General features: G+C 54.9%; 24 protein-coding genes and 1 pseudogene. 6 read left to right on the top strand and 19 right to left on the bottom strand.

The window, feature by feature from the left end:
- Positions 1-170: 170 nt before the first annotated feature.
- Complete coding sequence (locus CHR62_RS09435; protein ID WP_123660780.1) at positions 171-1,301, bottom strand: aminotransferase class V-fold PLP-dependent enzyme; 1,131 nt, start codon at positions 1,299-1,301, stop codon at positions 171-173.
- Positions 1,302-1,368: 67 nt separating this feature from the next.
- Between CHR62_RS09435 and CHR62_RS09430 the strand changes: the two genes are divergently transcribed.
- Entirely contained in the window at positions 1,369-1,671 is a 303-nt protein-coding gene (locus CHR62_RS09430; RefSeq protein WP_123660779.1) for a YciI family protein, read from the top strand.
- Here the strand turns inward: CHR62_RS09430 and CHR62_RS09425 are convergent.
- Positions 1,628-1,813: a DUF2256 domain-containing protein gene (locus CHR62_RS09425; protein WP_123660818.1), complete on the bottom strand. Its 186-nt coding sequence runs from the start codon at positions 1,811-1,813 to the stop codon at positions 1,628-1,630. The two genes, CHR62_RS09430 and CHR62_RS09425, sit on opposite strands and share 44 nt — an antisense overlap.
- Positions 1,814-1,889: 76 nt before the next feature.
- Entirely contained in the window at positions 1,890-3,449 is a 1,560-nt protein-coding gene (locus tag CHR62_RS09420) for a cryptochrome/deoxyribodipyrimidine photo-lyase family protein (protein ID WP_123660778.1), read from the bottom strand.
- A 238-nt stretch (positions 3,450-3,687) separates the two neighbouring features.
- Here CHR62_RS09420 and CHR62_RS09415 point away from each other — a divergent pair.
- Positions 3,688-3,837: pseudogene (locus CHR62_RS09415) on the top strand (chromate transporter); the annotation flags it as partial.
- 14 nt (positions 3,838-3,851) lie between these two features.
- Here CHR62_RS09415 and CHR62_RS09410 read toward each other — a convergent pair.
- Positions 3,852-5,120 carry a hypothetical protein gene (locus tag CHR62_RS09410; protein ID WP_123660777.1) on the bottom strand — a complete coding sequence of 423 codons (1,269 nt, stop codon included), beginning with the start codon at positions 5,118-5,120 and terminating at the stop codon, positions 3,852-3,854.
- Between the two features lie 72 nt (positions 5,121-5,192).
- Here CHR62_RS09410 and CHR62_RS09405 point away from each other — a divergent pair, with 72 nt between their 5' ends.
- A complete protein-coding gene (locus tag CHR62_RS09405) occupies positions 5,193-5,468 on the top strand; it encodes a hypothetical protein (RefSeq protein WP_123660776.1) in 276 nt (91 codons plus the stop codon).
- 91 nt (positions 5,469-5,559) lie between these two features.
- Here the strand turns inward: CHR62_RS09405 and CHR62_RS09400 are convergent, their stop codons facing one another.
- The gene (locus tag CHR62_RS09400) at positions 5,560-6,303 is read right to left on the bottom strand and encodes a PAS domain S-box protein (protein WP_233574941.1); all 744 of its coding nucleotides are present in this window, start codon (positions 6,301-6,303) and stop codon (positions 5,560-5,562) included.
- 206 nt (positions 6,304-6,509) lie between these two features.
- Here CHR62_RS09400 and CHR62_RS09395 point away from each other — a divergent pair, with 206 nt between their 5' ends.
- The gene (locus tag CHR62_RS09395) at positions 6,510-10,109 is read left to right on the top strand and encodes a filamentous hemagglutinin N-terminal domain-containing protein (RefSeq protein ID WP_123660775.1); all 3,600 of its coding nucleotides are present in this window, start codon (positions 6,510-6,512) and stop codon (positions 10,107-10,109) included.
- A 235-nt stretch (positions 10,110-10,344) separates the two neighbouring features.
- The gene (locus CHR62_RS09390; RefSeq protein ID WP_199722917.1) at positions 10,345-11,823 is read left to right on the top strand and encodes a ShlB/FhaC/HecB family hemolysin secretion/activation protein; all 1,479 of its coding nucleotides are present in this window, start codon (positions 10,345-10,347) and stop codon (positions 11,821-11,823) included.
- A 67-nt stretch (positions 11,824-11,890) separates the two neighbouring features.
- On the opposite strand, the gene CHR62_RS09385 is transcribed toward CHR62_RS09390, so the two are convergent.
- The 9 genes from CHR62_RS09385 to CHR62_RS09345 form a co-directional block, all read right to left on the bottom strand.
- The gene (locus CHR62_RS09385; RefSeq protein WP_123660773.1) at positions 11,891-13,297 is read right to left on the bottom strand and encodes a GntP family permease; all 1,407 of its coding nucleotides are present in this window, start codon (positions 13,295-13,297) and stop codon (positions 11,891-11,893) included.
- Positions 13,298-13,490: 193 nt separating this feature from the next.
- On the bottom strand, positions 13,491-14,201 hold the full coding sequence (locus CHR62_RS09380) for a UPF0149 family protein (RefSeq protein ID WP_123660772.1): 711 nt from the start codon (positions 14,199-14,201) through the stop codon (positions 13,491-13,493).
- A 236-nt stretch (positions 14,202-14,437) separates the two neighbouring features.
- The gene (locus tag CHR62_RS09375) at positions 14,438-15,685 is read right to left on the bottom strand and encodes an Arm DNA-binding domain-containing protein (RefSeq protein WP_123660771.1); all 1,248 of its coding nucleotides are present in this window, start codon (positions 15,683-15,685) and stop codon (positions 14,438-14,440) included.
- A 244-nt stretch (positions 15,686-15,929) separates the two neighbouring features.
- On the bottom strand, positions 15,930-16,097 hold the full coding sequence (locus CHR62_RS15640) for a hypothetical protein (RefSeq protein WP_158609111.1): 168 nt from the start codon (positions 16,095-16,097) through the stop codon (positions 15,930-15,932).
- 67 nt (positions 16,098-16,164) lie between these two features.
- Positions 16,165-17,289 (bottom strand): hypothetical protein, encoded by a 1,125-nt coding sequence (locus tag CHR62_RS09365; protein WP_123660769.1) that lies wholly within the window; start codon positions 17,287-17,289, stop codon positions 16,165-16,167.
- The gene (locus CHR62_RS09360; protein ID WP_123660768.1) at positions 17,286-17,567 is read right to left on the bottom strand and encodes an ASCH domain-containing protein; all 282 of its coding nucleotides are present in this window, start codon (positions 17,565-17,567) and stop codon (positions 17,286-17,288) included. The genes CHR62_RS09365 and CHR62_RS09360 overlap by 4 nt, the downstream gene beginning before the upstream one ends.
- Complete coding sequence (locus tag CHR62_RS09355) at positions 17,564-17,803, bottom strand: hypothetical protein (protein WP_123660767.1); 240 nt, start codon at positions 17,801-17,803, stop codon at positions 17,564-17,566. The genes CHR62_RS09360 and CHR62_RS09355 overlap by 4 nt, the downstream gene beginning before the upstream one ends.
- Positions 17,804-18,106: 303 nt before the next feature.
- Entirely contained in the window at positions 18,107-18,559 is a 453-nt protein-coding gene (locus CHR62_RS09350) for a hypothetical protein (protein ID WP_123660766.1), read from the bottom strand.
- A 253-nt stretch (positions 18,560-18,812) separates the two neighbouring features.
- Entirely contained in the window at positions 18,813-21,305 is a 2,493-nt protein-coding gene (locus CHR62_RS09345; protein ID WP_123660765.1) for a DNA methyltransferase, read from the bottom strand.
- Between the two features lie 253 nt (positions 21,306-21,558).
- Here CHR62_RS09345 and CHR62_RS09340 point away from each other — a divergent pair, with 253 nt between their 5' ends.
- The gene (locus CHR62_RS09340) at positions 21,559-21,993 is read left to right on the top strand and encodes a hypothetical protein (RefSeq protein WP_123660764.1); all 435 of its coding nucleotides are present in this window, start codon (positions 21,559-21,561) and stop codon (positions 21,991-21,993) included.
- On the opposite strand, the gene CHR62_RS09335 is transcribed toward CHR62_RS09340, so the two are convergent.
- The 5 genes from CHR62_RS09335 to CHR62_RS15635 are packed head-to-tail and all read right to left on the bottom strand — an operon-like array spanning position 21,990 to position 24,793.
- Positions 21,990-22,484, bottom strand: coding sequence for a single-stranded DNA-binding protein (locus CHR62_RS09335; RefSeq protein ID WP_123660763.1), 495 nt, complete (start codon positions 22,482-22,484; stop codon positions 21,990-21,992). The genes CHR62_RS09340 and CHR62_RS09335 overlap by 4 nt on opposite strands.
- Positions 22,484-23,134 (bottom strand): hypothetical protein, encoded by a 651-nt coding sequence (locus CHR62_RS09330; RefSeq protein ID WP_123660762.1) that lies wholly within the window; start codon positions 23,132-23,134, stop codon positions 22,484-22,486. The genes CHR62_RS09335 and CHR62_RS09330 overlap by 1 nt, the downstream gene beginning before the upstream one ends.
- Positions 23,131-23,907: a lambda exonuclease family protein gene (locus CHR62_RS09325; RefSeq protein ID WP_123660761.1), complete on the bottom strand. Its 777-nt coding sequence runs from the start codon at positions 23,905-23,907 to the stop codon at positions 23,131-23,133. The genes CHR62_RS09330 and CHR62_RS09325 overlap by 4 nt, the downstream gene beginning before the upstream one ends.
- Positions 23,904-24,641, bottom strand: coding sequence for an ERF family protein (locus CHR62_RS09320; protein WP_123660760.1), 738 nt, complete (start codon positions 24,639-24,641; stop codon positions 23,904-23,906). Before CHR62_RS09320 ends, CHR62_RS09325 begins: the two co-directional genes overlap by 4 nt.
- Positions 24,638-24,793, bottom strand: coding sequence for a hypothetical protein (locus CHR62_RS15635; RefSeq protein WP_158609110.1), 156 nt, complete (start codon positions 24,791-24,793; stop codon positions 24,638-24,640). Before CHR62_RS15635 ends, CHR62_RS09320 begins: the two co-directional genes overlap by 4 nt.
- Positions 24,794-24,952 lie beyond the last annotated feature (159 nt).

Here is a 24,952-nt window from a genome sequence, read left to right as displayed (position 1 = left end):
CTTTCCGTTCATTCTAGAGAGCCGCCTATAGAATCAGAACTAATATAAGAAAATAACCTTATTTCTGATGGTTATATGTGAGCGTTGTCGGGGTCATAAGGAGCAATTTCGTACAAAAGGCCAGAGTACGGTGCTGTTTGGTTATATAGACCGCACGCCGGCCGGAAATGTCAGTCGGAAATTTTGGCTAGCGCAGCGTCTAGTAGCTGAACGGTACGGTCAATGTTGTTGAGTTTGTCGAGCCCAAACAGGCCCAGACGGAAGGTTTTGTAATCGGCGGGCTCGTCGCATTGCAAAGGCACGCCTGCTGCAGCTTGTAGCCCAACCTCAATAAACTTACGAGCCGATTGCAAGTCGTTGTCGGTGGTGTAGCAGACCACGACGCCGGGTGCTTCGAAGCCGGGGGCGGCCACGCTTTTAAAGCCATGTTTAGCCAGCAGGGCACGTACGGCTTTGCCTAGTTCAAGTTGTTTGGCTTTCATGATGTCGAAGCCATCGGCGCGGGTTTCGGCCATGGCGTTGCGCAGGCTGACCAGACCGTCGGTAGGCATGGTCGCGTGATAGGCGTGCCCGCCGTTTTCGTAGGCCTGCATGATTTGCAGCCATTTGCGCAGGTCGCACGCGAAACTGGTGCTGGTGGTGTGTTCGATACGTTGCAGGGCGGCTTCGCCCAGCATGACCAAGCCACAGCAGGCCGCGCCAGTCCAGCCTTTTTGCGGCGCGCTGATCAGTACATCGACCCCTACAGCTTTCATGTTGACCCACACCGTACCGGAGGCAATGCAATCGAGTACGAACAAACCGCCAACCGCATGAACGGCGTCGGCTACTTGTTTCAGGTAGTCGTCGGGCAGCATAATGCCCGAGGCGGTTTCAACGTGCGGCGCAAATACCAGGTCGGGCTTGTATTCGTTAATGGCTGCCACGACTTCGTCGATGGGGGTAGGGGCGAAGGCGCCTTGCGACCCGCTTTCAATTGGTCGGGCTTTGAGCACTTTATGTTCGGCTGGAATGCCGCCCATGTCAAAAATTTGCGTCCAGCGATAACTGAACCAACCGTTGCGTAGCACCATGCAGCGTTTGCCCGTGGCAAACTGGCGGGCAACAGCTTCCATGCCAAATGTGCCGCTACCCGGCACAACAATAGCGGCTTGTGCAGCGTACACTTCTTTCAGGGTTGCCGAAATGTCGTTCATGACGCCCTGGAAGAGGTTTGACATGTGGTTTAGCGCGCGGTCGGTGTAGACGACTGAATATTCGAGCAAACCATCGGGGTCGACAACGGGTACCAGTTTTGACATGCGTAACTCCTGAATTTTTTATGTGTATGGTCTTGATTGTAGACGGATTGTTTAAAAGGAAATAACTATGCTGTTTGCCTTTGTATTGCTCGACAAACCCGGTACGGCCGACCTGCGTATGCGCGTCAGGCCCGAACATAAAGCTTACCTGGCGCAGCGGCAAGACCATATCGCTTTTGCCGGCCCGTTAACGCACGACGACGGTCAAACAATGTTGGGCAGCTTGCTGGTTATGGACTTCGAATCGCGCGATGCGGCGCACGCTTGGTTGGCTAATGAGCCGTTTTACAAGGCCGGCTTGTATGGCAGCGTCGCGGTGCATGCGTTTAATAATTTGTGGCCGCAGAAGGCGGGGTTTCCCGCAGCGTGACGTGATGTTTTTTGCCGGTTCTTTGGCACCGTTTTGAGCAGTACTTAACTGTTGCCCAATCGCGTTCCCACTTCTTGCGCCATGTAAATGGCAGGCCGCAGCATAAGCACAACTTAGTCGGTAGGTCTGATTTTTTTCGCATTTTCATTGCAATTTTTTGCCGCACGTCATGACTTTTTCTAAGTCTGCGTGTGTATAAGTAGGCGCTTCGTAGGCAGTTAAAAGTCCAGGTCCAGCTGATGGCGTTTTGCGGTGTTCTGGGGTGTGGTGTTGCGCGGTGGCGTGTTGCTTCGCTTTCGCGAAGCATGTTTCTCGACGACCTTGCTTTTAGCCGCTTGCACCGACGGCAGACGTTTCCGTGCGTAAAGTCGTTGTTTGGCGGCCCGCGTGGCGGTTTCCAGATCAACCAACGGCACAGGGATATCTTTACCGACTTCGATGCCGTAGCGTCGCTGCAGCTCTGGCGGCATGCGCCAGGGCTCGAATAGCCATGTGTCGGGGATTTTGCGCATCGCCGGCAGCCAGCGCCTGACAAACACGCCCTTAGGGTCGTGATCGTGGGCCTGCTTGATGGGGTTGTAGACGCGGGTAGTATTCATGCCGGTGGTGCCTGATTGCATTTGCATCTGGCTCCAGTGAATACCCGGCTCGTAGTCCAGAAACTGGCGCGCCAGCCACAGCCCGACTTCTCGCCAATGCAGCCATAAGGGGTAGGCGGCTACCGACACCAGCATGGCGCGCATTCTAAAATTTAACCAGCCGGTTTCGCGCAGCATGGCAACGCAGGCATCGACCATGGGCCAGCCGGTGCGACCTTGCGTCAGGGCCTGAAAATGTAGCGCGTTCCAGTCGTTTTCACGCAGATCATCGTAGCCGCGATGCATGTTGTGAAATTCAATATCCGGCTCGCTTTCCAGTTTCTGGATGAAGTGGCAATGCCAGTACAGTCGGCTGATAAAGGCCTGTAAACCCCTGCGGTGGTGCAGTGCCGACATGGGTAGGGTGTTAACACGAGCTCGCGTGGCTTGTACGACTTCTCGCAAACTTAGTGTCCCGTATGCCAGATGGGTCGAGAGGCGTGAACAGGCAGTGGAGGCAGACAAAGGCGAGGAGATGCCACCCCGGTACTGTGCGCTTCGGGTGCTCAAAAATTGATTAAGAATCGCTAGCCCGCGCTCACGCCCGCCGTGTTGTCGGCGTGTGGGCGGCGTATCGTTAAGACCTAGGGTCAATGGGCTTGGCCAGGCGGGTGGGGCGACTCTTACGCATGGTGCCCCTAGCGGCCATGGCATGAATTGAATGCTTGTCGGCGACTTGACCTGCGTACGCGCCATAAAACTTTCCCACTGGCTCTGCCACATATCGCGATGTCTCAGCCGCCTGACCACCCCAAATTGTTGGTGTTCTTGCCAAGTGACGTTATGCCGTCGGCACCATTGCGCTACCGCCTGGTCGCGCCGATACGACCACCCGTTGCCTGTTTCTTCATGCGATTGTAATGATGCAAACGGCGCTGCTGCATGCAGTTGATCAAGTACTTCCGTGATGTTTCCGACAGCAATATTCAACTGCCCGCCCACTTTGCGTAATGCGCGGTCTACTGCGTTAGCGCTTTCTTGAATAAAAGCATAGTGTTGGGCTGCAGCATCTGCCTGCGCCCACGCATCGGGCTCAATGACATAAAGACATAGTACCGACCCGCGCTGAGCCGCTTCGAGCAAAGGCGCGTGATCATGAAGCCGAAAGTCGCGCTTGAACCAAACGACGTGATAAGACATGGCGGGATCGGGAAATTCGGCAGTGGATAATAAAACGCGGTTTGATTTGAGTAGCCATCGTATCGGCGTGCAGCAGGGGTCACAAGCCTGTGCACCGGTATTTCTTGTTGGTGCAAGCGTAGGGGCAAGTGTCATCAATGCCGGGTTATGCTTTCGAGACCCGGCTACCTTTTATTGAAAATAGATCATGACGCCTGAAGTCGACCGCACATCCGATCAAAGCCCTTAGTCCGTATTTTTGATTTTTTTGCGCCTGGGGCTCACCTCGTTTGGCGGGCCTATTGCCCATTTGGGCTACTTTCGGCACGAGTTTGTGACACGGCGCAAATGGATGACTGAACGCAGCTGTGCTGATCTGGTCGCGTTGTGCCAGTTTTTGCCTGGCCCGGGGCTGGCCGTGTTTTAGTTTGGGGCGCGGTTTATTGTTTTTTTGTGTTGTGCGGTGGCTGCGTTATTAGCAGGCAAGGCTTCGACGGCGTATGTTGTCAACGGCATGCCTGTCATGTCGGTCACAAACATTTTGTCTACCCTGGCAAACAAAATGCCGTTGCTGGGGCTTAAAGCCAGTCCGTTTTTGTTCTTTAGGCGTTCGGCCCCGGTAATGGTCATAACCACATTCACGACCAGCATATTTGTTTTGTTCAGCAGTTTTTCGGCTTGGTCTTGTGGCATACGAATGGCCTTGGCGAGCAACGTCCGGTCGGTTACCAGGCCCGGATGGTGTCCGGCGGCAACGATGTTTCGGAACCCAACCACGGTAAGCGGCGCGTCATCGGTATATTTTGATATGCCGTCGTTTGCGCCGTTAACGGCATAAACGGTATGGCCGTTAAACTTTACATTCATCGGTGGTTTGAACACGATGGGGCTGTCGGCCGTTTTACCATTACCAAAAATAAGTACACCGCTGCCCAGATCGTATTTGACATTTCCGACCACGCTACGCATGACAAAGGTATCTTGAACGCCTTTGGCTCGTCTCAGAGCCTCTGTTTTGAAGCGCGGCAGAAGTTCCTGCGCAGAGATGTCTGGGTTTCGGTCGCGCAGGCTTTCAGGTGGAAATACCCAGTCGAACACGATTTTCTTCCCCGAGGTCGAGGCAGACTTGTCGGCGTACTGAGCCCGGATAATCTCGTCTCGTGTTGCAGAAAGCCATGCTTGCTCGTTGAAAGGTTCAGTGGCGTTCAATATATTCATCAGCATGGCATCGGTGCTGAAGTTGGGGATGCCTCCATCCATCGCCGATCTGGCTGCTTTTGCGCTGGCCATTTCATCGGTATTAAATGCTTCAATCGCCGCTGCAATATGCGTTCTGGCCGTGGCTATGTCTTCCGAATTGCACCTGATGACGCGATGTGCACCGGATAAGGCAACAATGCGCGCGGCATGGGCTGGTGTGGGTGGCTTGCCACTGGCAGATGCAGACAAACACACCTGGTATGGGTCTGTTGGCGTCCATTCTGCACCCGCCGTTTCTTGATTCTGGTATGAGAAGTAGCGAGAAGGTGTATGGAAGTCGCTCGCTTGAATAGCCAGGGGGAAAGTAAAGCTTGCAACCAGCGCAAATACTTTGCGGGCCAGGGCTGCAGTTTCTTCTTGCGTGGGCATAGCGACCTCGCGCGCGGCAATTAGAGTTTGTCTAGTTTGCCGGTCGGGCTGAGTGTCTGCCATCAGTTAGATGGCGAGTATTCGCAACCCTGGTCGCCTGCTATAGAATAGTAAGGTTAATTTCTAGGGGCTGGCATGCTTATTCGTAAATTCGGTCGTTCTGGTGCGCTGGTACTGTTAGGCCTGGCACTTGCAGGTTGTTCGTCCGGCGGCATTGCCCTGTTTAGCCCCTCGTCCTCGGGGGCGGCCGCCAGTGGCCCGTCAGCCAGTTCCGATCAGTGTCGTCTCAACCCTCGTAGCTGCATACACAAAGGCCAGTACGAATCGGGTGAGCGCGCCTATGCCGAATACGAAGCCGCCCGGCTAAACCAGGCTGAGCTTGAAAGGTTGCGTCGTAACGCAGTGCGCTGAAATTGGGCGTTAAATAGCCCTACACGATGCCCAGCGGAGTTTCTTTGGTATTACACGAATGCGGAGTCTGGGGGGCGCCACAGCAGCCAGATTAACGCTGTATAAAAATTTCTTCATAGCACCGGTAGCCCATACTGCGCAGCGTGGTTATGGGCAGTTGTTCGCATGTTGCTTGTTCTACCTTGCGTCGTAAGCGCCATATTTGAGAGTCGAGGCGACGTTGATCGTATTCCAGAAAATCTTTACCCATGGCCTGAACGATGTCGCGCCGACTGACGAGTTGTTGATTACCTGCAGCTAAAGCCAGTAAAACCACGTAATCTTGTGTTGATAGTTTCACGGTTTTTCCAGAGGGCGTAGTAAGCGAAGGCGGGGCGCTGGAAAGTCGCCATGTGTTGCCGCCAACCGGCGTGTGCATGGCGACCGCGGCATCATGATTGGGCGACTTGCTTATTCTTTCTTCGGTAACGTCACGAGCCACAGCAACACAAATTCTTTTGTCTTTGTACCAGCGTGCCGACCACGTAATATAGGCAATACTGCCGTCTTTGCGCCGATAGCGATTTTCGAATCCTGGCGGCAAGAGCCCTTGAATTAATTTACCAAAGGCCTCTAGAGTTCGGCCGAGGTCTGGCTCGTATATAAGGTCTAGAATTTGACGACCAATCATTTCTTGGGCGGTGTAGCCAAAGATGCGTTGGTGCGCACCACTCACTGACAAAAATACGCCATTTTCCCCGACGACGCATACGGCATCGAGTGTAAGGTTCATGACATCAGACACACATTTGGGGTCGGGCAGCGTCATGATTTTATAGTTTGGCAACATACGCATGGGCGGGGCCGGATATGCCCCGATGCGGCGTGGTTACATCCTTGTTAAAGGTTCACTTTACCACGCCAGATATGAGGTATCAGACTCCATCAGATTTGATCAGATTCAATCAGATTCGCTCAGATTCGCAAGCGCCTAACTACCTAAAATTTACAAAAATCAAGTATTTGCTTGCATCAATAACATAATGCTTCAAGGCTTTACCCATGAATCGTATTTACCGTCTGGTTTGGAATGCGTCCAAACAGTTGTGGCAAGCCGTCACCGAATTGGGGCGTACCAGGGGCAAAAATGCGGTTCGTGGGGTAGTTAACAGGTCACACAAAAAGCAGTGTGCCCGCGCGCGCGTAGCAGGGTCTAAGGCTGGCACGGCGTCAGGGCGTTTACGCCCGTTGGCTGGCATGTTGCAGCTTGTATTTGGTGCCAGCTTGGCGGGTACAGCCCTGGGGGCCGATTTGCCTACTGGCGGCGCCATTGTGGCGGGTGCAGGCAGTATTAATCAGTCGGGTAACGCGCTCACCGTTACCCAAAACACTCAAAACATGGCCGTCACCTGGGATTCGTTCAGTGTGGGCGCCGGCCACACGGTTAATTTCGTCCAGCCTTCTGCCCAAGCAGCTGTATTAAATAGGGTCATGGGGGCCGACGTATCTGTGATTCAGGGTGCTATTAATGCTAATGGGCGTGTATTCTTGCTAAACCCCAACGGGGTGCTGTTTACCTCTAGTGCTCAGGTCAACGTCGGCAGCATGGTGGCCAGTACGCTTAACATGAGCACACAAGACTTCATGAACGGCAATTACCGCTTTGAAGGTACGAGCTCGAACGCCATTGTTAACCAAGGCAATATAACGGCCGTGGGCGATGGCAGCGGCGGGGGCACCGTGGCCCTTATCGCCGCCAAGGTGACCAACCTGGGTACACTAGCGGCCGCCAAAGGCAATGTGCTGATCGGTGCCGGGCAAAGGGTGCAGCTAGACCTGGGCGGGCCGGTAAAGCTAGAGGTAGAACAAGCTGCGATCGATGCTCTGATTGAACAAGGTGGGGCCATCAAGGCTGACGGCGGGTTGGTGTATTTGACTGCCAAGGCGGCCGGTAATCTGGCAGCCACGGTCATCAACCATACCGGCATTACCCAGGCACAAACGCTGCAAACCGGCGAAAAGGGCCAAATTTACCTGCTGGCCGACATGCAGAACGACCGCATCAACGTTGGCGGTACGCTCGACGCTTCGGCGCCCAGCGGGGGCGATGGCGGGTTTATTGAGACCAGTGCGGCCAATGTGGTTGCGCTAGGCGATCGCAAAGTAACGACCCTTGCGGTCAACGGCAAAACCGGTACCTATTTAATCGACCCGAACGACTTTATTATCGCGGCCAGCGGCGGCAACATGACAGGCGCCCAGTTAGGGGCCGACCTGAACCTGAACGATATGTTGATCAGCACGGCGGGCGGTACAGCCGGTGGCAACGGCGATATTTTTGTTAACGATGCCGTAACCTGGAATGCGACGACGAAGTTTACGTTAAACGCCGAGCGCAATATTGCCATCAATGCCGACATTACCGCCCAAAATGCTAGTGGGCGACTGGCGCTGCAGTATGGCCAGGGCGGCGCGGCGGCCGGAAATACGGCGACGTACACCATCCAATCAGGGGCCAAAGTTAACCTTCAAGCTGGGGAAAACTTCAGCACATTATTGGGCGAAGACGGCGCAGTGCTGAACTGGACGGTTATTACCAGTTTGGGCAGCCAGGGCAGCACCACCGGCTCTGATCTTCAGGGTATTAACGGCAACCTGTCGGGCCGTTTTGTGCTGGGTGCCGATATCGATGCCAGAGCGACATCGGGTTGGGACTCTGGGGCGGGTTTCATGCCGCTGGGAAACTTTACTACTAAATTCACGGGTAGTTTTGACGGTTTGGGGCATGTTATTGATGGTTTGCGTATCAACAGGGAAGCCTACTACGTGGGGCTGTTTGGCTATATAAGTGGCACATCCACGGTAATCAGTAACGTCGGGGTGACGTCGGCAAACGTAACGGGCACAAGTTATACAGGCATTCTTGCGGGAATGGTTGTCGACAGCAAAGTTATCAATGTCTACAGCACAGGGTCGGTAGCAGGGTGGGAGCGTGTTGGCGGGCTTGTGGGCTCTGCTCAAACCTCTTCAATGGGTTCGATCATAGGGGCGTATTCTCGCGCAAACCTCTCCACAGACTCTACCAGCAGGTACTTTGGTGGTTTGGTCGGCTACACCGGTGGTTTTTCAGTTTCCGAGTCATTTGCCGCTGGTGCGGTTTACGCGCCAAAAGCGAACAATGTCGGTGGGCTGGTGGGGCACATGACTGGGACAGCATCAATTTCTGACTCTTTTGCATTGGGTTCAGTACGTGGTGGCGGTATCGTAGGTGGGTTGGTCGGTAGCTCCAGCGGGGTAATCAACAGAAGCTATGCCAGTGGAACTGTGCCCAGCGCCAAAGCGCCTATCGGGGGCCTGGTAGGGTCTAACAGCGGCGTAGTGAATGCCAGCTACTGGAATGTTGACTCTACCGGCCGGGCCACTAGCGGGGGCGGCACGGGCCTAAGCACCAGTCAAATGCAAGCCTCCGGTTCGTTTGCCGACTGGGGTATTTCATCGTCAGGGGCAGACAACACAACATGGCGCATTTACGAAGGCCTGTCGGCGCCCCTACTCAGGCGGTTTCTGACGAAGGTCAGTATCGATGGCGACCTGGGGGCTGCGCCCATTACGAAAGTTTATGACGGGTCAAGTGCGCTTACGGAATCTCAGGCCAATCTGACGTGGCTCAAAAATGGTGTTGCGTTTGATCCGGACCGAACATTTCTTTCGGGCACGCTACTCGAACTTGGGGGGAAAGACGCCGGGGTTCAGACACTTACACTGACACAGGGCTACTATGCATCGTCCCCCGTGGGTTATGACATAAGCTACAACATTACCGGCCAGGCGCAAACAGCCACCATTACCCCGAAGGCCTTGAGTGTTTCGGGTGCGACCGTGGCAAGTAAGATTTACGATGGCAACACTAGTGCAACAGTCTCGGGTGGTGAGCTTGTCGGGCTAGTAGATGGCGAAAGCCTGACGTTAGCGCAAGTCTCTGCGCAGTTCTACAGCAAGAACGTCGGGGAAAACTACGTTACCGTCAGCTATACCCTGGCCGACGGTAGTACCGGCGAAGGGGAGGCAAGCAACTACACGTTGGCCAGCCAATACATTACTGCAAGCATTACGCCACGTGCTGTGACCGTAAAGGCTGATGACAAAACAAAAATACGCACTGAAGCCGATCCCTTACTCACCTGGCACCTTATCGAAGGCAGTTTGGTTGCCAACGAAACACTCACGATTCCTTTAACGCGTAACGTCGGCGAAGCCGTGGGCACGTACACGATCTTCGCGCAAAGCCTGAATAACTCCAATTACCAGGTAGCTACTCAGTCAGGCGTTCTGACTATCCAGCCAGGGGCCTCGTCAAACGAAATTCCTAGTCGTGCCGTTTCGTCAAATGCATCGTCGAACGAGCTTGGTACGCCAGGAAGAAATGCCATCGAATCGGCCACCAGTAACAGTTTTGGTAACGGGTTGAACAACAACGTGTCATTCAATGGTGTCGGCCGTCAGGCTGCGCCGAGCTTACCTGGCACTGCGGGACTGAACCCGATCTTTGTCGTTAGTTCGGGGGTCAGCCTGCCACAGGCCGCCACCGAGGCCGCTGCTGGTGGTGCCAACGTAAACCCCAACCCCCTTGGTAACTTGGGCGAACGCGAACCGCAGCCATAAATTTGCCCCTCCTGCAAACTGATACAGCCCCCCGAAGCTGCAACACCATTCAACGTACCGTCTACTTGCATACATGACTCGATTCGTTTTTCAGTCCGCCGCGCTCCTGTGTTTTTCGTTAATAGGTCTTGCCCATGTACCTGCAGCTGCTCAAGTAGCACCCGATGCCGGCAGAGTTTTGCAAGAAGAACTGAAGCAACTGCCTACGCCACCCAGAACATCCAAAGGCTTGGATATGCAGCCGACACAAAGCGCTCCGGCGCAGCCCGGCGGACCGCAGGTGGTGGTGGGTAGCATCACCTTCTCGGGAAATACAGTTTTCGGTTCAGACGAATTACTGCGGGTGTTGGGTAAGGTTCAAGACCAATCCTTCGATCTGGTGGGTTTGCGGTCTTTAAGCGACAAAATCACCCAGCATTATCAACAAGCCAGTTACCCGTTTGCGCGGGCTTTTATCGCGCCGCAGCAGCTTGTGAACGGCGGTGCTTTGCAAATACAGGTTGTAGAGGGACGTTATGGTCGGGTTAGTGCGGACGGTAACCCTGGGCTGACTCAAAAGGCGCAATCGTATCTTTCCGGCTTGCAGTCCGGCTCGCTTATCGAGTCGTCTGCACTCGAGCGCACCACGTTGCTGTTGGATGATCTGCCCGGCATAAAAATAACCCCCGTGATACGCCCTGGTACAGCGCTGGGTACCGGTGATCTCGATATCGTCGTAGATTACGATAAGCGTTACCAGGGTGAGGTCGGTCTGGATAACCACGGTAACTACTATTCCGGCCAATGGCGCACACGCGCCAATCTGGACATCAACAGCCCGTTTGCCTTGGGCGATCAGATCAGCCTTCGTGCCTTGTACACCCAAAGCCACTTATGGCTGGGTAGCGCTAACTACAGCATTCCCTTAGGCGGTCAGGGGTTGCGCGCCAATATAGGCTACGCACAAACGGTATACAGCCTGGATAACGGCTTTGAGGGTAATGAAGGCGTCGCCCGTATAAGTGGTGCGGGCCTTGGATATGCGCTGCTTAGGTCACAACGCAGCAACATTAACCTAAGTGTGTCGTGGCAACACAAACGCCTGTACAACAGTTATTTTTTCGGCGCGTCGACCGAGCGCTACCATTCAACGACGCTCCCCGTCACACTTGGCTTTGATCACAAAGACAGTTTTGGCGGCGGTGGCGTGACTTATGGTGCCGTGACATGGACACAGGGCCACTTGCACAAAGATGATGTCGTCCGCCAGGGCAGCTTCAGTAAATACAACCTTGATCTGGTTCGACTGCAAGCCGTAACTGGTAATGTCAGTCTGTTTGTCCGTTTTAGCGGGCAGTGGGCGAATAAGAATCTGGACAGTTCTGAGTCAATGTCTTTGGGTGGGGCCAGCGCTGTGCGCGCCTACCCCAGCGGCGAAGCCAGTGGAGACCAAGGGTGGCTTACCCAGCTAGAGCTTCGCTATCGTCTGGGCGATTTTTCACCTTATGCGTTCTATGATTATGGGTACATGAAAATCAATGCCCGACCCAGCCAAGTGACATCGCCTGCGCCCGACGAAACCCGTGCCGGGGCGGGGGTTGGGGTGCGTTACCAGGCGCACGGGCTTTCGATGGATGCCGCCATTGCATGGCGAACTCGTGGCGGTGAACCATCCTCTGATACCCATGCAGACCCTAAGCCCCGGTTTTGGCTCACCATGGCTTATGCGTTTTAATAGCATTCGGAGGCATCAACAGCAAGGCTCATTGACCTTTACATAGCGAATAGGTTCAGGCTTTGACTTAAAAGCTGCCGAACATCGTGCCTAAAGTAATCACAACAACCAAGGCGATCATGGGCGCGCCCATGGTGACGGCGGCAATGTTCAAATACGACTGGCGATGCGTCAGTTTGCAGATGGCCAGCAGCGTAATAATGGCGCCGCAATGGGGCAGGGTGTCGAACCCGCCTGCGGCAAGTACGGCAACCCGGTGCATCAGTTCGGGACTAATGCCTGCTGCTTGTGCCATGCGTAAATAGTCCGGCCCCAGAGTTTGCAGCGCAATGCTCAGGCCACCCGACGACGAACCCGTAATGCCCGACAGCACATTCATGGCAATTGCCTCTGAAATCAGTGGGTTGTTGGGGGTTACATTAAGCACTGCATCGCGGATCACCACAAAGCCGGCGAGGCCGGCAATTACTGCGCCGTAGCCTACTTCCGAGGCCGTATTGAATAGGGGCAACATAAAGCCAAACACGCCTTTGTTGATTGTGTCGCGCAAGTTGCTCCAGTGCCCCAAGCGCGAAATAATCAGCGTGGTACAAGCTGTGGCCAGCGCAATAATTAAGGCCCAAAGCCCAATAACTTTGGCGGGCGTGATGTGGGGGAAGCGGTCAGTGATGAAACTCATGTCCATACGCGGGAAGACAACGTAGGTGAAAAGCGCATTCACGGAAATGACCAGCACCAGCGGCAAAAGCGCCAGGAAAAGTGGCATATGCGATAACGCGCCGCTGTCTACGTTGCGAAGCGCTGTATCGTCGTTATCGTCTTCGTGATGGCCATAGCCCTCGCCGGCGAGTTTTGCGCTGGCCGCGCGGCCACGCAACCACCACATACCCCCCACAAACATGATGGCAGCCGCAATAATGCCCAGGCCTGGCGCTGCAAACACGTTAGTACCAAAATAGGGGATGGGAATGGCGTTTTGAATAGACGGCGTGCCCGGTAGCGCGGTCATTGTAAAAGTGAACGAACCTAGTGCAATTGTTGCGGGTATGAGCCGCTTGGGAATGTCAGCCGTACGGAACAGGTCTTTTGCGATAGGGTAGATGGCAAATGCCACTACAAATAGCGACACCCCGCCATAGGTAAGTACCGCGCAAGCCAACACCACCGTCACGATGGCGTGTTTATCGCCAAGCTTGTCGACGATCCAGCGCGCAATTGAATGCGCTGCCCCCGAATCTGCCATTAACTGACCGAACAACGCCCCTAGCAAAAAAATGGGCAAAAATTGAATGACGTAGTTACCCAGCGCCTTCATGAAAGTGTCGGTGTAGATGGGCAGGTACACGCCGATCTCGCCCGACAGCAGCACTGCCAGCGCCGCCATGAGCGGTGCCAGAAGCAGCACGGTCACGCCTCGGTAGGCCAGGTACATCAGAAGTAAAAGCGAAACAACAATGGCTAAAGTACTGGTCATCCTGGCAACATTTTATAAAGTGGAGGCCGTCGCAGTGTAGCAGTCGCCATAGTGCTCGAATATGACAGCACTTTTGGATTTGGCTGAATACGAAGCGCATTGCGCTGCGTTCTATGCTGCGAACCGCAGCTTATTATGGGTGTTTCACCCGCCTCTAAGGTTATCGTGGGCCTTAGGAAAAGTGTGGTTGACTTTAATGCAGGGCATCACCGGCACCACAGCATTTTTTGAATTTTTTTCCACTGCCGCATGGGCAGGGGTCGTTTCGACCCACTTTGGGCTTTGAGGTGTTAGCGACCTCCTGCTCATGCATGGCCTCGCGATGGGGCAGCCAATATAAGTACATCTCGAGTACGGCTGGCGGAATCTCTTGTGTGATTTTCGCCCGCTGCGCCGGCGTTTTCGTTAGTTCGTCTTGATCGGGCGAAAAATCGTCTTGACCCAGGAGCGCAATAGGACGAAACCAGGCTGCGCCGTCTGCGGTGTCCAGCATGGGTTGCCAGTCGTCTGCGCACATCTGCATGCCCTCAATAAAGCCGTAAGCCCAGCCCTCGGCCGTATCGTAGGTCTGTCCCTCATACTCCTGCGCTGCCCAAGTGGGTGTCATTTCGGGTTGGGTTGATTGCAGGCCCGTAATAATGCCGTTGTAGTGCCGCATTGCTAAATCCATGACACGGTTCAGCACAGCCATTGACGTTTTCGGTGGCCCTGAGCCGTCCAACCCCAGCGCAAAGGGGAGCCATTTGGCCGGGTGAATAGTTGTGGGGCCGATGGCGATTGCGTGCAGAAAGCCGTCCAGCATGTCCAACGTCATCGCATCATCGGCGTCAACGTGGTGCAGCAGTAGATCATCGAGCTCGGAAAACTCCGCTTCAGACAGCGGCTTGAGTGCATTTTTATTCATCAGGTGTGCTTTTCTTGGAATGTTCGATGCCGTGGGTGCAGGTTACCCACGCGGCGGTTGCGCCGATTGTAGCGGTAGTTTATTGCTCGGCGGCCCTGACGCCGCCCGTATTAAGAGCCGAGACAAAAAAAGGCCGTAAACGGTTTTATCCGTTTACGGCCTTCTGCATTTGGTGGAGTCGGGGGGAATTGAACCCCCGACAAATAATTTGGTTGTGGGGAAAATATACCGCCGAATCAACCTGTTAAGGATTTTGCTTTTCGGTCAGAATCGGGCGCGTGTGATTCCTGTGTGAATCTCTGTCCTTTTTGATAATTGGCCGGAATCCACTTCCCGTAGATCTTAAAAACCATCTCGACATCCTCATGCCCCATCTGATTCGCTAGCCAAAATGGATTGCAGCCCGAGGTGAGTAGGGTGCTTGCGTAGGTGTGTCGAAGTTGGTACGGGTTTCGGTACCTTACGCCAGATCGTTTGCACAGTGGTTCCCATAGCGTCTTTCTGATCTGGGAGTCCATAGACCACGGCTCACCGTTTCGCGGGTTGATCCAGACCCTAATAGATGAGATAAAAGAGACCGATTTCTGCTCACGCAGGGCCGCCAGCGCAAGTGAAGACAGCTCCACGTCTCGGATGCCTGCTTCGGTTTTTGGTGGCTTTTCGATTTGCGTTTGCTTGCCGTCAACAATGCCGGTGACGATGTTTGTGTCGATCCTAACTTTGCTGTGCACCCAATCAATATTTGACCAGGGCAAGGCGATGATCTCGCCCGGCCTCAGTCCTGTCTGCAGCCAGAACTGAATAAGCGATCGCTCGTCGGGGCGGGCATGCTTTAGCAATTCTGCGGTTTCGTCAGCGTCGAACGGATCAACGTCATATTCCGATTTTTTGGACGTCTGCCTGATCAGTTTGGACAAGGCCACCCGATCCAGCGGGTTGAACTCAATAAGGTCATCATTCATTGCGTCATCGAGAACTGACCGCAAAGGAGACAAGACATTTCGAGCGGTCTTTGCGGTAACGCCCATTTGACCGATCCATTCTCGAAGCATTGATGGCGAGATATCCGTAACAGCCAGCTCACCCCATTTGGGGAGAAGCTTGCCCTTAATTATCTTCGTGTAGCCCAGGAGCGTTGAAGGCGACATGCTGCCATTTGTCACCTGCTGGCCATACATTGATAGTTGCGCCAGCAGCAGGTCTCCTATAGTTACCCATTTGCGTTCTGGCTTAAAAGCATCGGCGGAAGGCGACTCAGGGAAGTAGGCTGCATAGTTAAATACGTCGTCGGCTATTTTTCTTCTGATCTCATTTCGAAGCCCGGCAGCATAGTCAATATAGGCTTGTGTGATTTTTTTCTCTGGCAGCAGTTCACGACATTGCTTGCCGCGATAGCTAAATGCTATTTGAAGGCGCTCGATGGATTTTAGCGAGCGGATGCTGACTCCCCTGGGGAGTTTTCTGGCGCTTTTTGCTGTAGCCAATTTTCCACCTCTTCAAGGTTTACCCAAAGGCGATTTTGAGGGTCTTTGCGCAGTTGTACACCTTCCTTCCATAGGAAGGTTTTTCGACGAAAGTAAACCGCTTGCTTCGTGTCGCCTGAAATTTCGCAGTACTTGTCCAGTCTCACCCATTTCATTGGTGATCTCCCAAAAAACTACCGCCCACATGGGGCGGTAAGGTTCCAATCTTTGGCCGTCGTGGCCAGCACTTCTTTAATGCGGTCGGTCACGTGACCTCCGGCTCTGGTGTGGCTTTGAGCATGGCGCGAAGCTCTTGAGCACACTCGTAGTAGGCTTCGGCTCGTAATTCATCCCCGTACTCCCTAAGCTCAGCGGCGTTGCGTTCCCATATTTCCGCAAGACCGTGCCACACCTCAACACTCGGCACGCTCACCGGGCTAACCTTATCCATACAAGCCACGCAATACAGCGCCCAGCCCTCGCTGGCGGACTTCCCGCACTCAGCGCAACTGGCGTCGGGGGGTGTTGCTCACTGGCTTATCGTGGCGCGGTTTATTCGCCCAAGCGCGCCAAGCAATTTCAGTGAGATTGTTTCGATAGGTGGCAGGTGCCAATGAGTGATTTGCGTTGCTATCCCATTCATCAAGCGGTAGACAACCATGGGACTTCGCCCACAATTCAAAGTCGGCCCTAGTTGCGCTTGGGCTCACCGGCTCGTACTCTCGATATGCTTTTACCGCTGCCTTACACATATCAATGCACTTAGCCCATCCTTCAGCATAGCCATCTTCAAATAGTACCTGTGACTGCCCCTTGGATGGAGGCATTTCCGGCCATGCTATAGGCTCGGCTGGTTGTGGGGCGCGACCTGCAGCCCATTCCGCAAGATATTCAAAGCATCGCCGGAACTCTTGCCAGTCGGAGCAATTGCGAAGTGGGCCTCCCTGACACTCAAAGGAGTAGTCAGTTTCCAAGCGGTCTGCGAACGCCCGGCCGTTTTCAATGGCGCCGGCCGGGAGATCAGCCACAGGCTCCATGCGCTGCTCGGCTGGTTGTGGCGCTTGGTCACGCAGCCACTTAGCCAACACACACGCGAAATCAGCCGCCAACATGTTTGTAATGTATTGCTGAAAGTCATGGCGGCGCATTTTCTTGGCAAAAAACTCGGCCAGGTATGCACGCCCGCCTTTGCTGGTGTTCAAGTCGTGTTCGCTCACCGGCTCGACTGGTTGTGGGGCTTCCGTAAATCGGTAAAGCAGGCTGCGAACCATTGGATGCAAGTCAGCGTCTTCACAAATCCAGTAATCTCCGTTCCATTTAAGACCGAAACCCTCGACAAGAGTTTCTATCTCAGTGTCCGAGTACTCATGTGGGCGCCAAGGATCTCCGCGCTGCTGCCGGTCGTGGGCGATGGCTTGGCTGGCGTAGTTCTGCGTAACACGTTGAAGTTCCGTCCGTAGTTCACTTGCCGCCAAGTCTGAATCAAAGCCATATGCAGCTTTGCTCATTTTAAGTACCAATGACCATAGATTGGTGTCTGGGGCGGGCCACACGGAGGGCATAGGCGGCAATTCGATTTGCGCGTCAACCGCTTCTCGTTGGTTGTCTTTGTCTTGTTGGTTCATTCCGGCCTCACGTCGATTGCGTACACCTGCACTGGCTCAGGGCCGAAATGCGGGTGCGTGATGGTTCTGATATAGAATCCGCGCCATGGCCGCTCGATGCGGCGCTCAAAGTCGTCGCGTCGGGGGTAGCCAAGGGTAAGGATGATGCGGCTGTAGACGCGCGATCCTTCTAAGCGCTTAGCCCAGTAGTCATTTAGCAGTCGATACTCGAACCACTTTTCGCCCGCCTTGATTTGCTCGAAGTATTCCCGCTTGAGCGGCAAGATCAGGTCAGTCACTTCTGTTTCTCCATGGCAGCAAGTGCGGCGCGGGCTTTTTGAATGGCCGGGTGCGCAGTAGCGGACGGCAATGCATCCAGAAGGGCGCGCAATGCCGAGGCCAAATCTTTCACCTCTGGCGATTGCAATACAGCTTGCTCGATGGCGCGGGCAAATTCATTCATCAGTTGCCACGGCTGCATGGATCGGCGGATTTGATTGATCTGCTCGTCTTTGAGTACGGTTTGCTGTGTCATGTCAGAATCTTCCAAGTGCTTTCAATTGGCGCTCCGCGCTGTACCCGCTATAGGGTTCACCCGTTAGGCGTGCGTCTGATTGAGATTCGAGCATTTCCCATAGCGAGGCCAGCCACTTGCGACCCTTCTTTGTTCGCTCTTTTTCTTTGACTACTTCGGCGAAAGCCACCCCGCAGGATTCTGAGCAGCAACTAAAGCCGTGTCCCCATGTAGACGACCACATCCGAGCGCCGCCCCATTGGTCGTGCTCGTCCTTTTTCCCACAGCTGGGGCAGTCGTGGGCCATCCAGTAGCGTTGCATTCTCATGACTTTTCTCCTTCCGTTTTGGATATCGACTCTGCCAGCACATACAGTTCCTGTACCCGCCGTTTTGCCCGGTTCTGGGCTGACGCACGGATCGGGTGATTTGCGGGTAGTTCGCAGGTCAATGTGTCGATGATCTCGGCGGCATCACTAACCAGCTCTGCAGCATCCGGGCTCGTAATTCGCTTGCCGCTGACGCCGCCCGCGCCAATCGCCTCCATCTGCGCCGCCTGCTTAGCCAGCCGTGCCTGTAGGTAGTCGTTGATCTTCACCATGATCAGGTAATCGTCGTAGGTGACGTACTTGCCGTCGGCCGTCTCGACAATCTCCGGCACCGAAAGGCTGTTGTAAAAGTGGGTGCCCAGGTCGTAGCGTTTAATCGGCGGGAATGGGCCCGAATCGACCACGCCAACGTAATCCGGCGTGCCGCTTGCGTCTTTTTTGGTTGTCATGTGGTTATCCATTGGGTTATTCACAGTTTGTGTGGATAAGTTGGGCTCTCCTTAACTCTCCACCCAGCCCCATCCCCAAACACCATGAGGCTTTTATCAACCTCGTGGCACAGGCTGGCTTTCATGCCGTCGAAATATCCGTACTTGCCGTCGGTCTCGATTAGTTTGCGGGGCTTGGTTTCGTGCTTCAGGACTATGATTTGCCCAGGCTTTACGTGCCGTAGCCTTGGAGTAGGGCGGGGCGGGTTGTCTGTCATGCGACCTCCTCAAAATCAAACAGGGTCGGCATCTTTGCTTCGGCTTCGGCGGCTTTTAGGTAATGAACCGAATCGAAGAAGTAGCCAGGATTCAGTTCGCTACCTTGGCCGCGACGCCCCAGTTTTATGGCGCGATATGGAACTGTGCCCAGGCCGCAAAATGGGTCGTAAACCAACTCGCCCTTGTTGCTGTAGCGCTCGATCAGCCGATCCACGATGTCGAATTGCAAAGGGCATACGTGCTGCTCAACGGCGCGCTTTGACTGGTCGCTGTTGAGGGTGATCATGCGGTTAATATCGTGCCAGACCTCTGGGTGATGGCTGCCCGGTGCTAAGCTCATGAATGTCGATGGCAGTGCGCTGCGGCCCTCAAGCTCTTCCCCGATGCGGACGTGGAACTCGTAGTCGTAGATGTTTTGCAGGCTGTACTGGGTAAAGGCATTGGCCAGCTTGTCCGGGCCCATGACGGCCAACTCTTCAGCGGTAATTTGTCGATTGCCGCTTGATCGCCAAAAGGCATGTGCGTCAACCTGCCATCGCGCCCGCGTGTAAGCATCTTTGCTCTTTACTACCGGAATATCTGCATACCCCCGGCTGCGGTCGCTCTGGGGCTTGCGAAACAAGATGACGTACTCGGGTGAGCCAACACCCATCTTTGTGCCATCCTTGCATTGTTCAGACCATCCAAGCCGATAGGTTTGGTTGTTCTCGCGAACCACGTCAGTTACTACGGTGATCATGCCCATGTAGTCAAAGCCGTGTTTGCGGCCATGCATAATGGCTTCGCAGTGGAATGGGCTGACGGTAGGTGCGCCGGCGCCGGTGACGTTGCCGAACAGGATCCTGTCTTTAACGTGGCAGGCGTAGATGCGCCCCGGCTTTAAGATGCGCAGCAGTTCGGGCGTCAGATAGTCCATCTGCGACCAGAAGTGATCGTTGTTTTCCGTATGGCCAAAGTCGTTATAGCTAGGGCTGTATTCGTAGTGATTGGCGAACGGAATGCTGGTGACGATCAGGTCTACATGGTTGTCAGGCTGCAGTTTTGCTTCCTCTACGCAGTCGTTATTGGCAACTGTAAACAGGTCGCTTGTGACTTCGATGCGCTCGACCCCGATGGAACGGGCCAGTGCTTCTTGCATAGCAAGCTGGTTCAATCCGTATTTCTTGATAATTTCGGTCATTTTCTTCACCATCTGGTCGTGCCGACGCCATTTCTCCATCAGCGTCTTCAGGATGTCCTGCTCGGCTTCGGAGTAAATAATGTCCACTCGGCAAGGGCGCTTCTGGCCGAACCGCTGTACGCGGTGCACGGCCTGAATGAAGTCGTTGAACTTGAAGCCGATGCCCAAGAAGATCTCCCGGTGGCAGTGGCGCTGGAAATTGCAGCCGCTGCCAGCGATCACTGGCTTGGTGGATAGGATGCGAAATGCGCCATCACCGAACCCAATGATTCGGTCTTCACGTTCATCCAGGTCTTGCGACCCCCAGACGCTGACAGCATCCGGGATGGCCTTCTGGATGGCGTAGCGCTCGATTTCCAGGTCATGCCAGATAACGAAATGATCATCGGGCGATTCATTGATCAGATCGACGGCCTTTGTCACACGGGCATCCAGACTATTTTTCTTCTCGTGGGCGGCGGCCGACAGGCCCAGAGCGGTATCCGGCACCAGCAGGCCCTGACCCCACTTGTCAGCGCCTGCGGTCGCGTAGTCCGTCGGCACTTCGTGGAATTGAGCATCCAGTTCCGGCAGGTCGTAGCCCTCATCTGAAAACCCCAGGTCTGAGGGCTTCTGAATGAAGACGGCCCAGCTGGATACCCACAGCCAGAACTCTTGTTCCTTGTGCGGGTACAGCTGCAGGTTGCCGGCCTTGCTGGAATCGCGCTTGAAGAATCGGGTGAGCGCCTGGCCAGAATCCATCTGCCCAAGGAATGCTGCGTAGTGGATCAGCTCCTTGTAGCGGTTGGGCGATGGCGTGGCGGTATTTACCAGCCTGAAGCGCACGCCAGAGAATAGCGGCAGGAATTCTTGATAGGTCTTGCTGCCGAAGCTGCGTAGCACAGACGCCTCATCCAGGCTGACGGCCGTGAACTGAGCAGGCGTGAGCTTGCCGTCTCGCACAGACTCGTAATTCGTGATGTAGAACTGATGGTCGGATGAAATTTCCGCATCGGCGCGGATGAATCGCAGATCGACGCCCAGCATCTTGGCGTCCCGGATCAGTTCTTGGCGCACGCCCAGCGGACAGACGATCAGGCCGAACCCTCCGACTTTGCCGATGATGATGCGCAACCATTCACACTGCATAACTGACTTGCCCATGCCAAATGAGGCGAACAGGCCACGATTGCCGCCCTTCACGGCCCACTTGACCAGCATCTTCTGGTGGGGGAACAGGCCGGGATACAGATCGTCGTCAGAAACATCGAAGCCTTCGAACTTAGCGATCTTTATCTTGTGGCGTAGAAAATCTTCGTACGGCTTCATCGGAAAAGCTCCAGTTGCTGGTTGCCATGGTTTGCTTGGCTGCGCCTGTTGGCCGCCCACATAAGCAGGATCGCGTGAAATCTTGGGTGTTGCCTGAAGTGCCGCGCCTGGGCTAGATAGACGCGGGCCTGATGAACATGGGTTTCGCGCACAGGTCTATCCCACGCCCTTATTGGGGGCGCGGGCTTCGTGGTGGTTGGGGGTATGATTAAGAGTTGCCGCTTCTACTGGCGGTTTAGTTTGAGGGCTTCTAATGGCCGAAATTCTCTATTGGGGCGTAAGTCTGCGCATGCATCAGCAGAACTGCGGAAAGCTTGCTCCACGTGGAAATAAAGTAAGCGTCACAGCTCGGTACGATGGCAGAGCGAGTTATGACGGAACTTTTACCCACGGGGAAACAGAAACAAATACCGTTCATGCTCACCATATAGATTCAGGCTTGTGGGGCGGGGCATTTATCTCGACCGCCGAAAATCTGGAGGTGGCCAAGTGTTTCGCAACCTCTGGGGGCAAGGAACGGGGGATTGTGTATGTGCTCGACGTTTCTCGATTCAATGATCTTGGGATCATCATGAGGCGAGTTGATGGCCCAAAATATCCTGAAGAATCCGAGGTTTCAATCCGCGCCAGTGATGGCGGAAATATTCCCAACGAAGCAATTGTTGACGTGATTGAGGTTGCCCCCTAAATACACAGCCAAGATCGTCCTGAGCCAAGCCGGTTAAATGGGATATCGTCGTCGAGGTCGGCCAGACCTCCGCCCGAGCTGGAATTAGCCGCCGGCGCCCGGGGCGCTGCCGGCCGCTCTTGTCGTGCCGGGGCGGCTGGTCGTTGAGCCTGGGATTGCGTTTGTTCTTGTGCTGGCGCGCCAGCAAACTCGATTGATGAAATAACGCCCACCAGTTTTACGCCTGTGCTGCCATCCTGACGTTGATAGGTTTCGATGTGGATATCATCAATCGTCACGCTCACACTAGTACCTTTCAGAAGGTAGGGCGCAAGCGCCTCGGCTCGTTGGCGCCAAATTGACGCCTCTACCCATTGGGTAGGCCTTTTGCCGTCCTGGCCCTTTTTGCCATAATTGAAAGCCAGCGCAACGCCGGCAACTGGCGTTCCATCCTGGGTGTATCGAATTTCAGCATCTCGCCCGATTCGGGCCAATCCAAATAACTGGGCCATTACGCAGCCTCCTGTAGTGTTTTTGATTCGTCGTATTGCTGGATCCCCCACGCTAGGGCGTAGCAGCACCACATGAAACGGTGGGTGTATTCGGTGCAGTCCACCTCCCAGAAGTCGGTGAACTCGAAGCGTTGTCCGCCAACCTCCTTAGAGAAATTCATAGCTGCATCGAAGGCACGAACATCTCCGTCGTAGGCGCAGGCCAGAACGCTATCTTCGACCAGTTGCCGCAGTTCGCGACGGCCCTCTTTGTCCAGGCCACGGTGTCGCATCCAGCCTGCAAGCCAGTCCTTTACCGTCTGTTCGAATTTCTCTGCTGAAAACTCTTTGGCACTCGCGCTGTTGCGGTTACCGTCAACGGCCTGCAGCTTCTCCGACCAGTAGCCGGGGTTGATAAATAGTTTTCGGCCTCTGCGGTGCGCGTAATCACGATCAGTTCGGAAGAACTCGAACATATCTTCCAATCGACAGAAGACATACGTGCCCATATCGCCGCAGTAGCACAGGTATCCTGGCCAGGTGATCAGGTCAAAGTGCATGCACATTGTGTCTGGGCGTCGAAACCGAACGTGCCGGTATAGGCCGTCGCCACGGATGACCTCCATGACGTGCTGGTCGACTTCCTTCAAGAATTGATCTTCCGTAATCATGCGGCCTCCTTGAGCCGTAACTTCTGCTCGTACATATCAACCAGCCCTTTGAACTCCAGCAGGTCGGCTTCCATCTTTTCGATGTAGTTGTCGTCACGGTCGAAGACTTGCCACCAGAGTTGCTTGCCGGCGGCCTCAAGGGCCGGGCAGTAAAGGCAGATGTGCCAGCGCTTGCGGCCGGTGATCCACATGCACCCCTGGGCCTGCTCCATAACGCTGGAAGGGTCGTTGTCGATCCAAAAGGCGCGCAGCTTCTCGGGTGCGATAAAGCACTTGTACTCACTGCCTTCATCTGGATCAATCAGGCCGTCAGCGCTGGCGCCGAACACACCGTCCGCAGTCATGACGAACCCGGCGCGCTCGACGAAAAGGCCGGATTGCAGCTCATGCTCCATGCGGGCGCGAGGCTCGAGCTCATGACCGCGGCGCATGGCGAAGTTCTGAAAACCTTCATCTAGTGGCTCACCGCTGATACGCTCGACGGCCAGGCGAAAGGCATAGTTTTTGGCCACATCCGAGAACTCGCCGACAGGCAGGCCATCGATAGCGCGAAAGACGGCCTCCGCTTTGGGCGCAGCCTTGTAACCGGCAATCTCCCGCGCAGCGGCTTCCGTCCTGCCGGCTAGAATCGCCTCGACATACTTGGTTTGCTTCTCGTCCAGTCCGTTTACCTTGGCTCGGATGGTTGAGAACATGCTGGCGGTGATGCGGCCGGCGCGGATGCGGTGCCAATCTTCACTGCCCTGGTCGCAATTGATGACTTGGTAGCTCATTTGTTGGTCTCCAGCCGCTTCTTGGCTGTCGAGACGGCGGCCTTGAAGCGCTCATAAACTTGCAGCGAGTCGGTCTTGCCCAGTTCCTTGAGGCCGTCTTTCCAAGTCTGGTCTAGCTCTTCCAGGGTTGCCGCAGACTCGGCAGCAGCTACCCAGTCGTCGACAATGTCCTGGTCAAAAGCGGGTCGACCATCGGTGTCGTCGTTTTGCTCGGAAAGGCCTGTGATGGCCTTAAGGGTGTAGCGCTCAAGGTAGGTCTTGGTGCTGGCGCGGGCCTGGATGGCGTTCTTTGCGCCGCCGGCATCTGGCGGGCCGCCCATGCTCACACTTTCTTCGTGGCCGCCCACATGGCGCAGGTAGCAGGTGACTTCCATCCAGTCCTTTTCGTCTTTGGTCAGCTTCCAGCTTGACGACAGGCCGTGTTTGGACAGGGCGGGGGTGACCGCGTTCACGACATCGTGAAGCTCTGCATAACTCTTGCCCTTCAGGGGGCCGTCTTTCACGTCGCGGCCCTTGATGATTCGGACGGACTCGGCCTTGAACGCAGCAAACGCCTCGTCGTAGGCCTTCTTTGCCTGCGTGGCGTTGTAGCGATCCTGCAAATCCATCATGGCGCTAATCTGTTCCGGGCTCATGCCGGACTGCAGGGCAGCAATTGCCATTGCCATGGGTGATCCGGCGGGTGCAGGGGCTGACACCGCAGTTTGCGGGGCCTCAATAATTTCTGTGCTCATAATTTCCTCCCGTTCAGTCGCCGACAGAACGCAATAGCGGCGGCCAACATCAAATGCATCTGGCGCAACGGGATACCGTGCCCAGGGCTGGCGTACCAGCGACCATCAATCATCTTGATGCGCGGCTTGTTTTGCGGACGCAGGACTTTCATGTCTCTTGCTCCTGATGTACTGACGAACCATCCGCGCTGATTCGCCCCATGTAGTGAAGTGATCGCCACTGTTCCGGCCATGAACGATCATCGGGTCTTCGCAACCTGAATGACGCATGCGCAGAACCTCATAGGGGCCTTTCGTCGGCTCGGCCCGCC

This window comes from Pusillimonas sp. NJUB218 (assembly GCF_003788685.1).
Lineage (GTDB): Bacteria > Pseudomonadota > Gammaproteobacteria > Burkholderiales > Burkholderiaceae_B > Neopusillimonas.
The sequence above is the reverse complement of the archived record's forward strand: the minus strand, read 5'-3'. Positions and strand labels throughout refer to the sequence as shown.

Excerpts from the sequence above, each read along its gene's own strand:
- CHR62_RS09435 (WP_123660780.1), bottom strand. The coding sequence starts at position 1,301 with ATGTCAAAACTGGTACCCGTTGTCGACCCCGATGGTTTGCTCGAATAT.
- CHR62_RS09430 (WP_123660779.1), top strand. The coding sequence starts at position 1,369 with ATGCTGTTTGCCTTTGTATTGCTCGACAAACCCGGTACGGCCGACCTG.
- CHR62_RS09425 (WP_123660818.1), bottom strand. The coding sequence starts at position 1,813 with ATGCGAAAAAAATCAGACCTACCGACTAAGTTGTGCTTATGCTGCGGC.
- CHR62_RS09420 (WP_123660778.1), bottom strand. The coding sequence starts at position 3,449 with ATGTCTTATCACGTCGTTTGGTTCAAGCGCGACTTTCGGCTTCATGAT.
- CHR62_RS09410 (WP_123660777.1), bottom strand. The coding sequence starts at position 5,120 with ATGGCAGACACTCAGCCCGACCGGCAAACTAGACAAACTCTAATTGCC.
- CHR62_RS09405 (WP_123660776.1), top strand. The coding sequence starts at position 5,193 with ATGCTTATTCGTAAATTCGGTCGTTCTGGTGCGCTGGTACTGTTAGGC.
- CHR62_RS09400 (WP_233574941.1), bottom strand. The coding sequence starts at position 6,303 with ATGCGTATGTTGCCAAACTATAAAATCATGACGCTGCCCGACCCCAAA.
- CHR62_RS09395 (WP_123660775.1), top strand. The coding sequence starts at position 6,510 with ATGAATCGTATTTACCGTCTGGTTTGGAATGCGTCCAAACAGTTGTGG.
- CHR62_RS09390 (WP_199722917.1), top strand. The coding sequence starts at position 10,345 with ATGCAGCCGACACAAAGCGCTCCGGCGCAGCCCGGCGGACCGCAGGTG.
- CHR62_RS09385 (WP_123660773.1), bottom strand. The coding sequence starts at position 13,297 with ATGACCAGTACTTTAGCCATTGTTGTTTCGCTTTTACTTCTGATGTAC.
- CHR62_RS09380 (WP_123660772.1), bottom strand. The coding sequence starts at position 14,201 with ATGAATAAAAATGCACTCAAGCCGCTGTCTGAAGCGGAGTTTTCCGAG.
- CHR62_RS09365 (WP_123660769.1), bottom strand. The coding sequence starts at position 17,289 with ATGAACCAACAAGACAAAGACAACCAACGAGAAGCGGTTGACGCGCAA.
- CHR62_RS09355 (WP_123660767.1), bottom strand. The coding sequence starts at position 17,803 with ATGACACAGCAAACCGTACTCAAAGACGAGCAGATCAATCAAATCCGC.
- CHR62_RS09350 (WP_123660766.1), bottom strand. The coding sequence starts at position 18,559 with ATGACAACCAAAAAAGACGCAAGCGGCACGCCGGATTACGTTGGCGTG.
- CHR62_RS09345 (WP_123660765.1), bottom strand. The coding sequence starts at position 21,305 with ATGAAGCCGTACGAAGATTTTCTACGCCACAAGATAAAGATCGCTAAG.
- CHR62_RS09340 (WP_123660764.1), top strand. The coding sequence starts at position 21,559 with ATGGCCGAAATTCTCTATTGGGGCGTAAGTCTGCGCATGCATCAGCAG.
- CHR62_RS09335 (WP_123660763.1), bottom strand. The coding sequence starts at position 22,484 with ATGGCCCAGTTATTTGGATTGGCCCGAATCGGGCGAGATGCTGAAATT.
- CHR62_RS09330 (WP_123660762.1), bottom strand. The coding sequence starts at position 23,134 with ATGATTACGGAAGATCAATTCTTGAAGGAAGTCGACCAGCACGTCATG.
- CHR62_RS09325 (WP_123660761.1), bottom strand. The coding sequence starts at position 23,907 with ATGAGCTACCAAGTCATCAATTGCGACCAGGGCAGTGAAGATTGGCAC.
- CHR62_RS09320 (WP_123660760.1), bottom strand. The coding sequence starts at position 24,641 with ATGAGCACAGAAATTATTGAGGCCCCGCAAACTGCGGTGTCAGCCCCT.
- CHR62_RS15635 (WP_158609110.1), bottom strand. The coding sequence starts at position 24,793 with ATGAAAGTCCTGCGTCCGCAAAACAAGCCGCGCATCAAGATGATTGAT.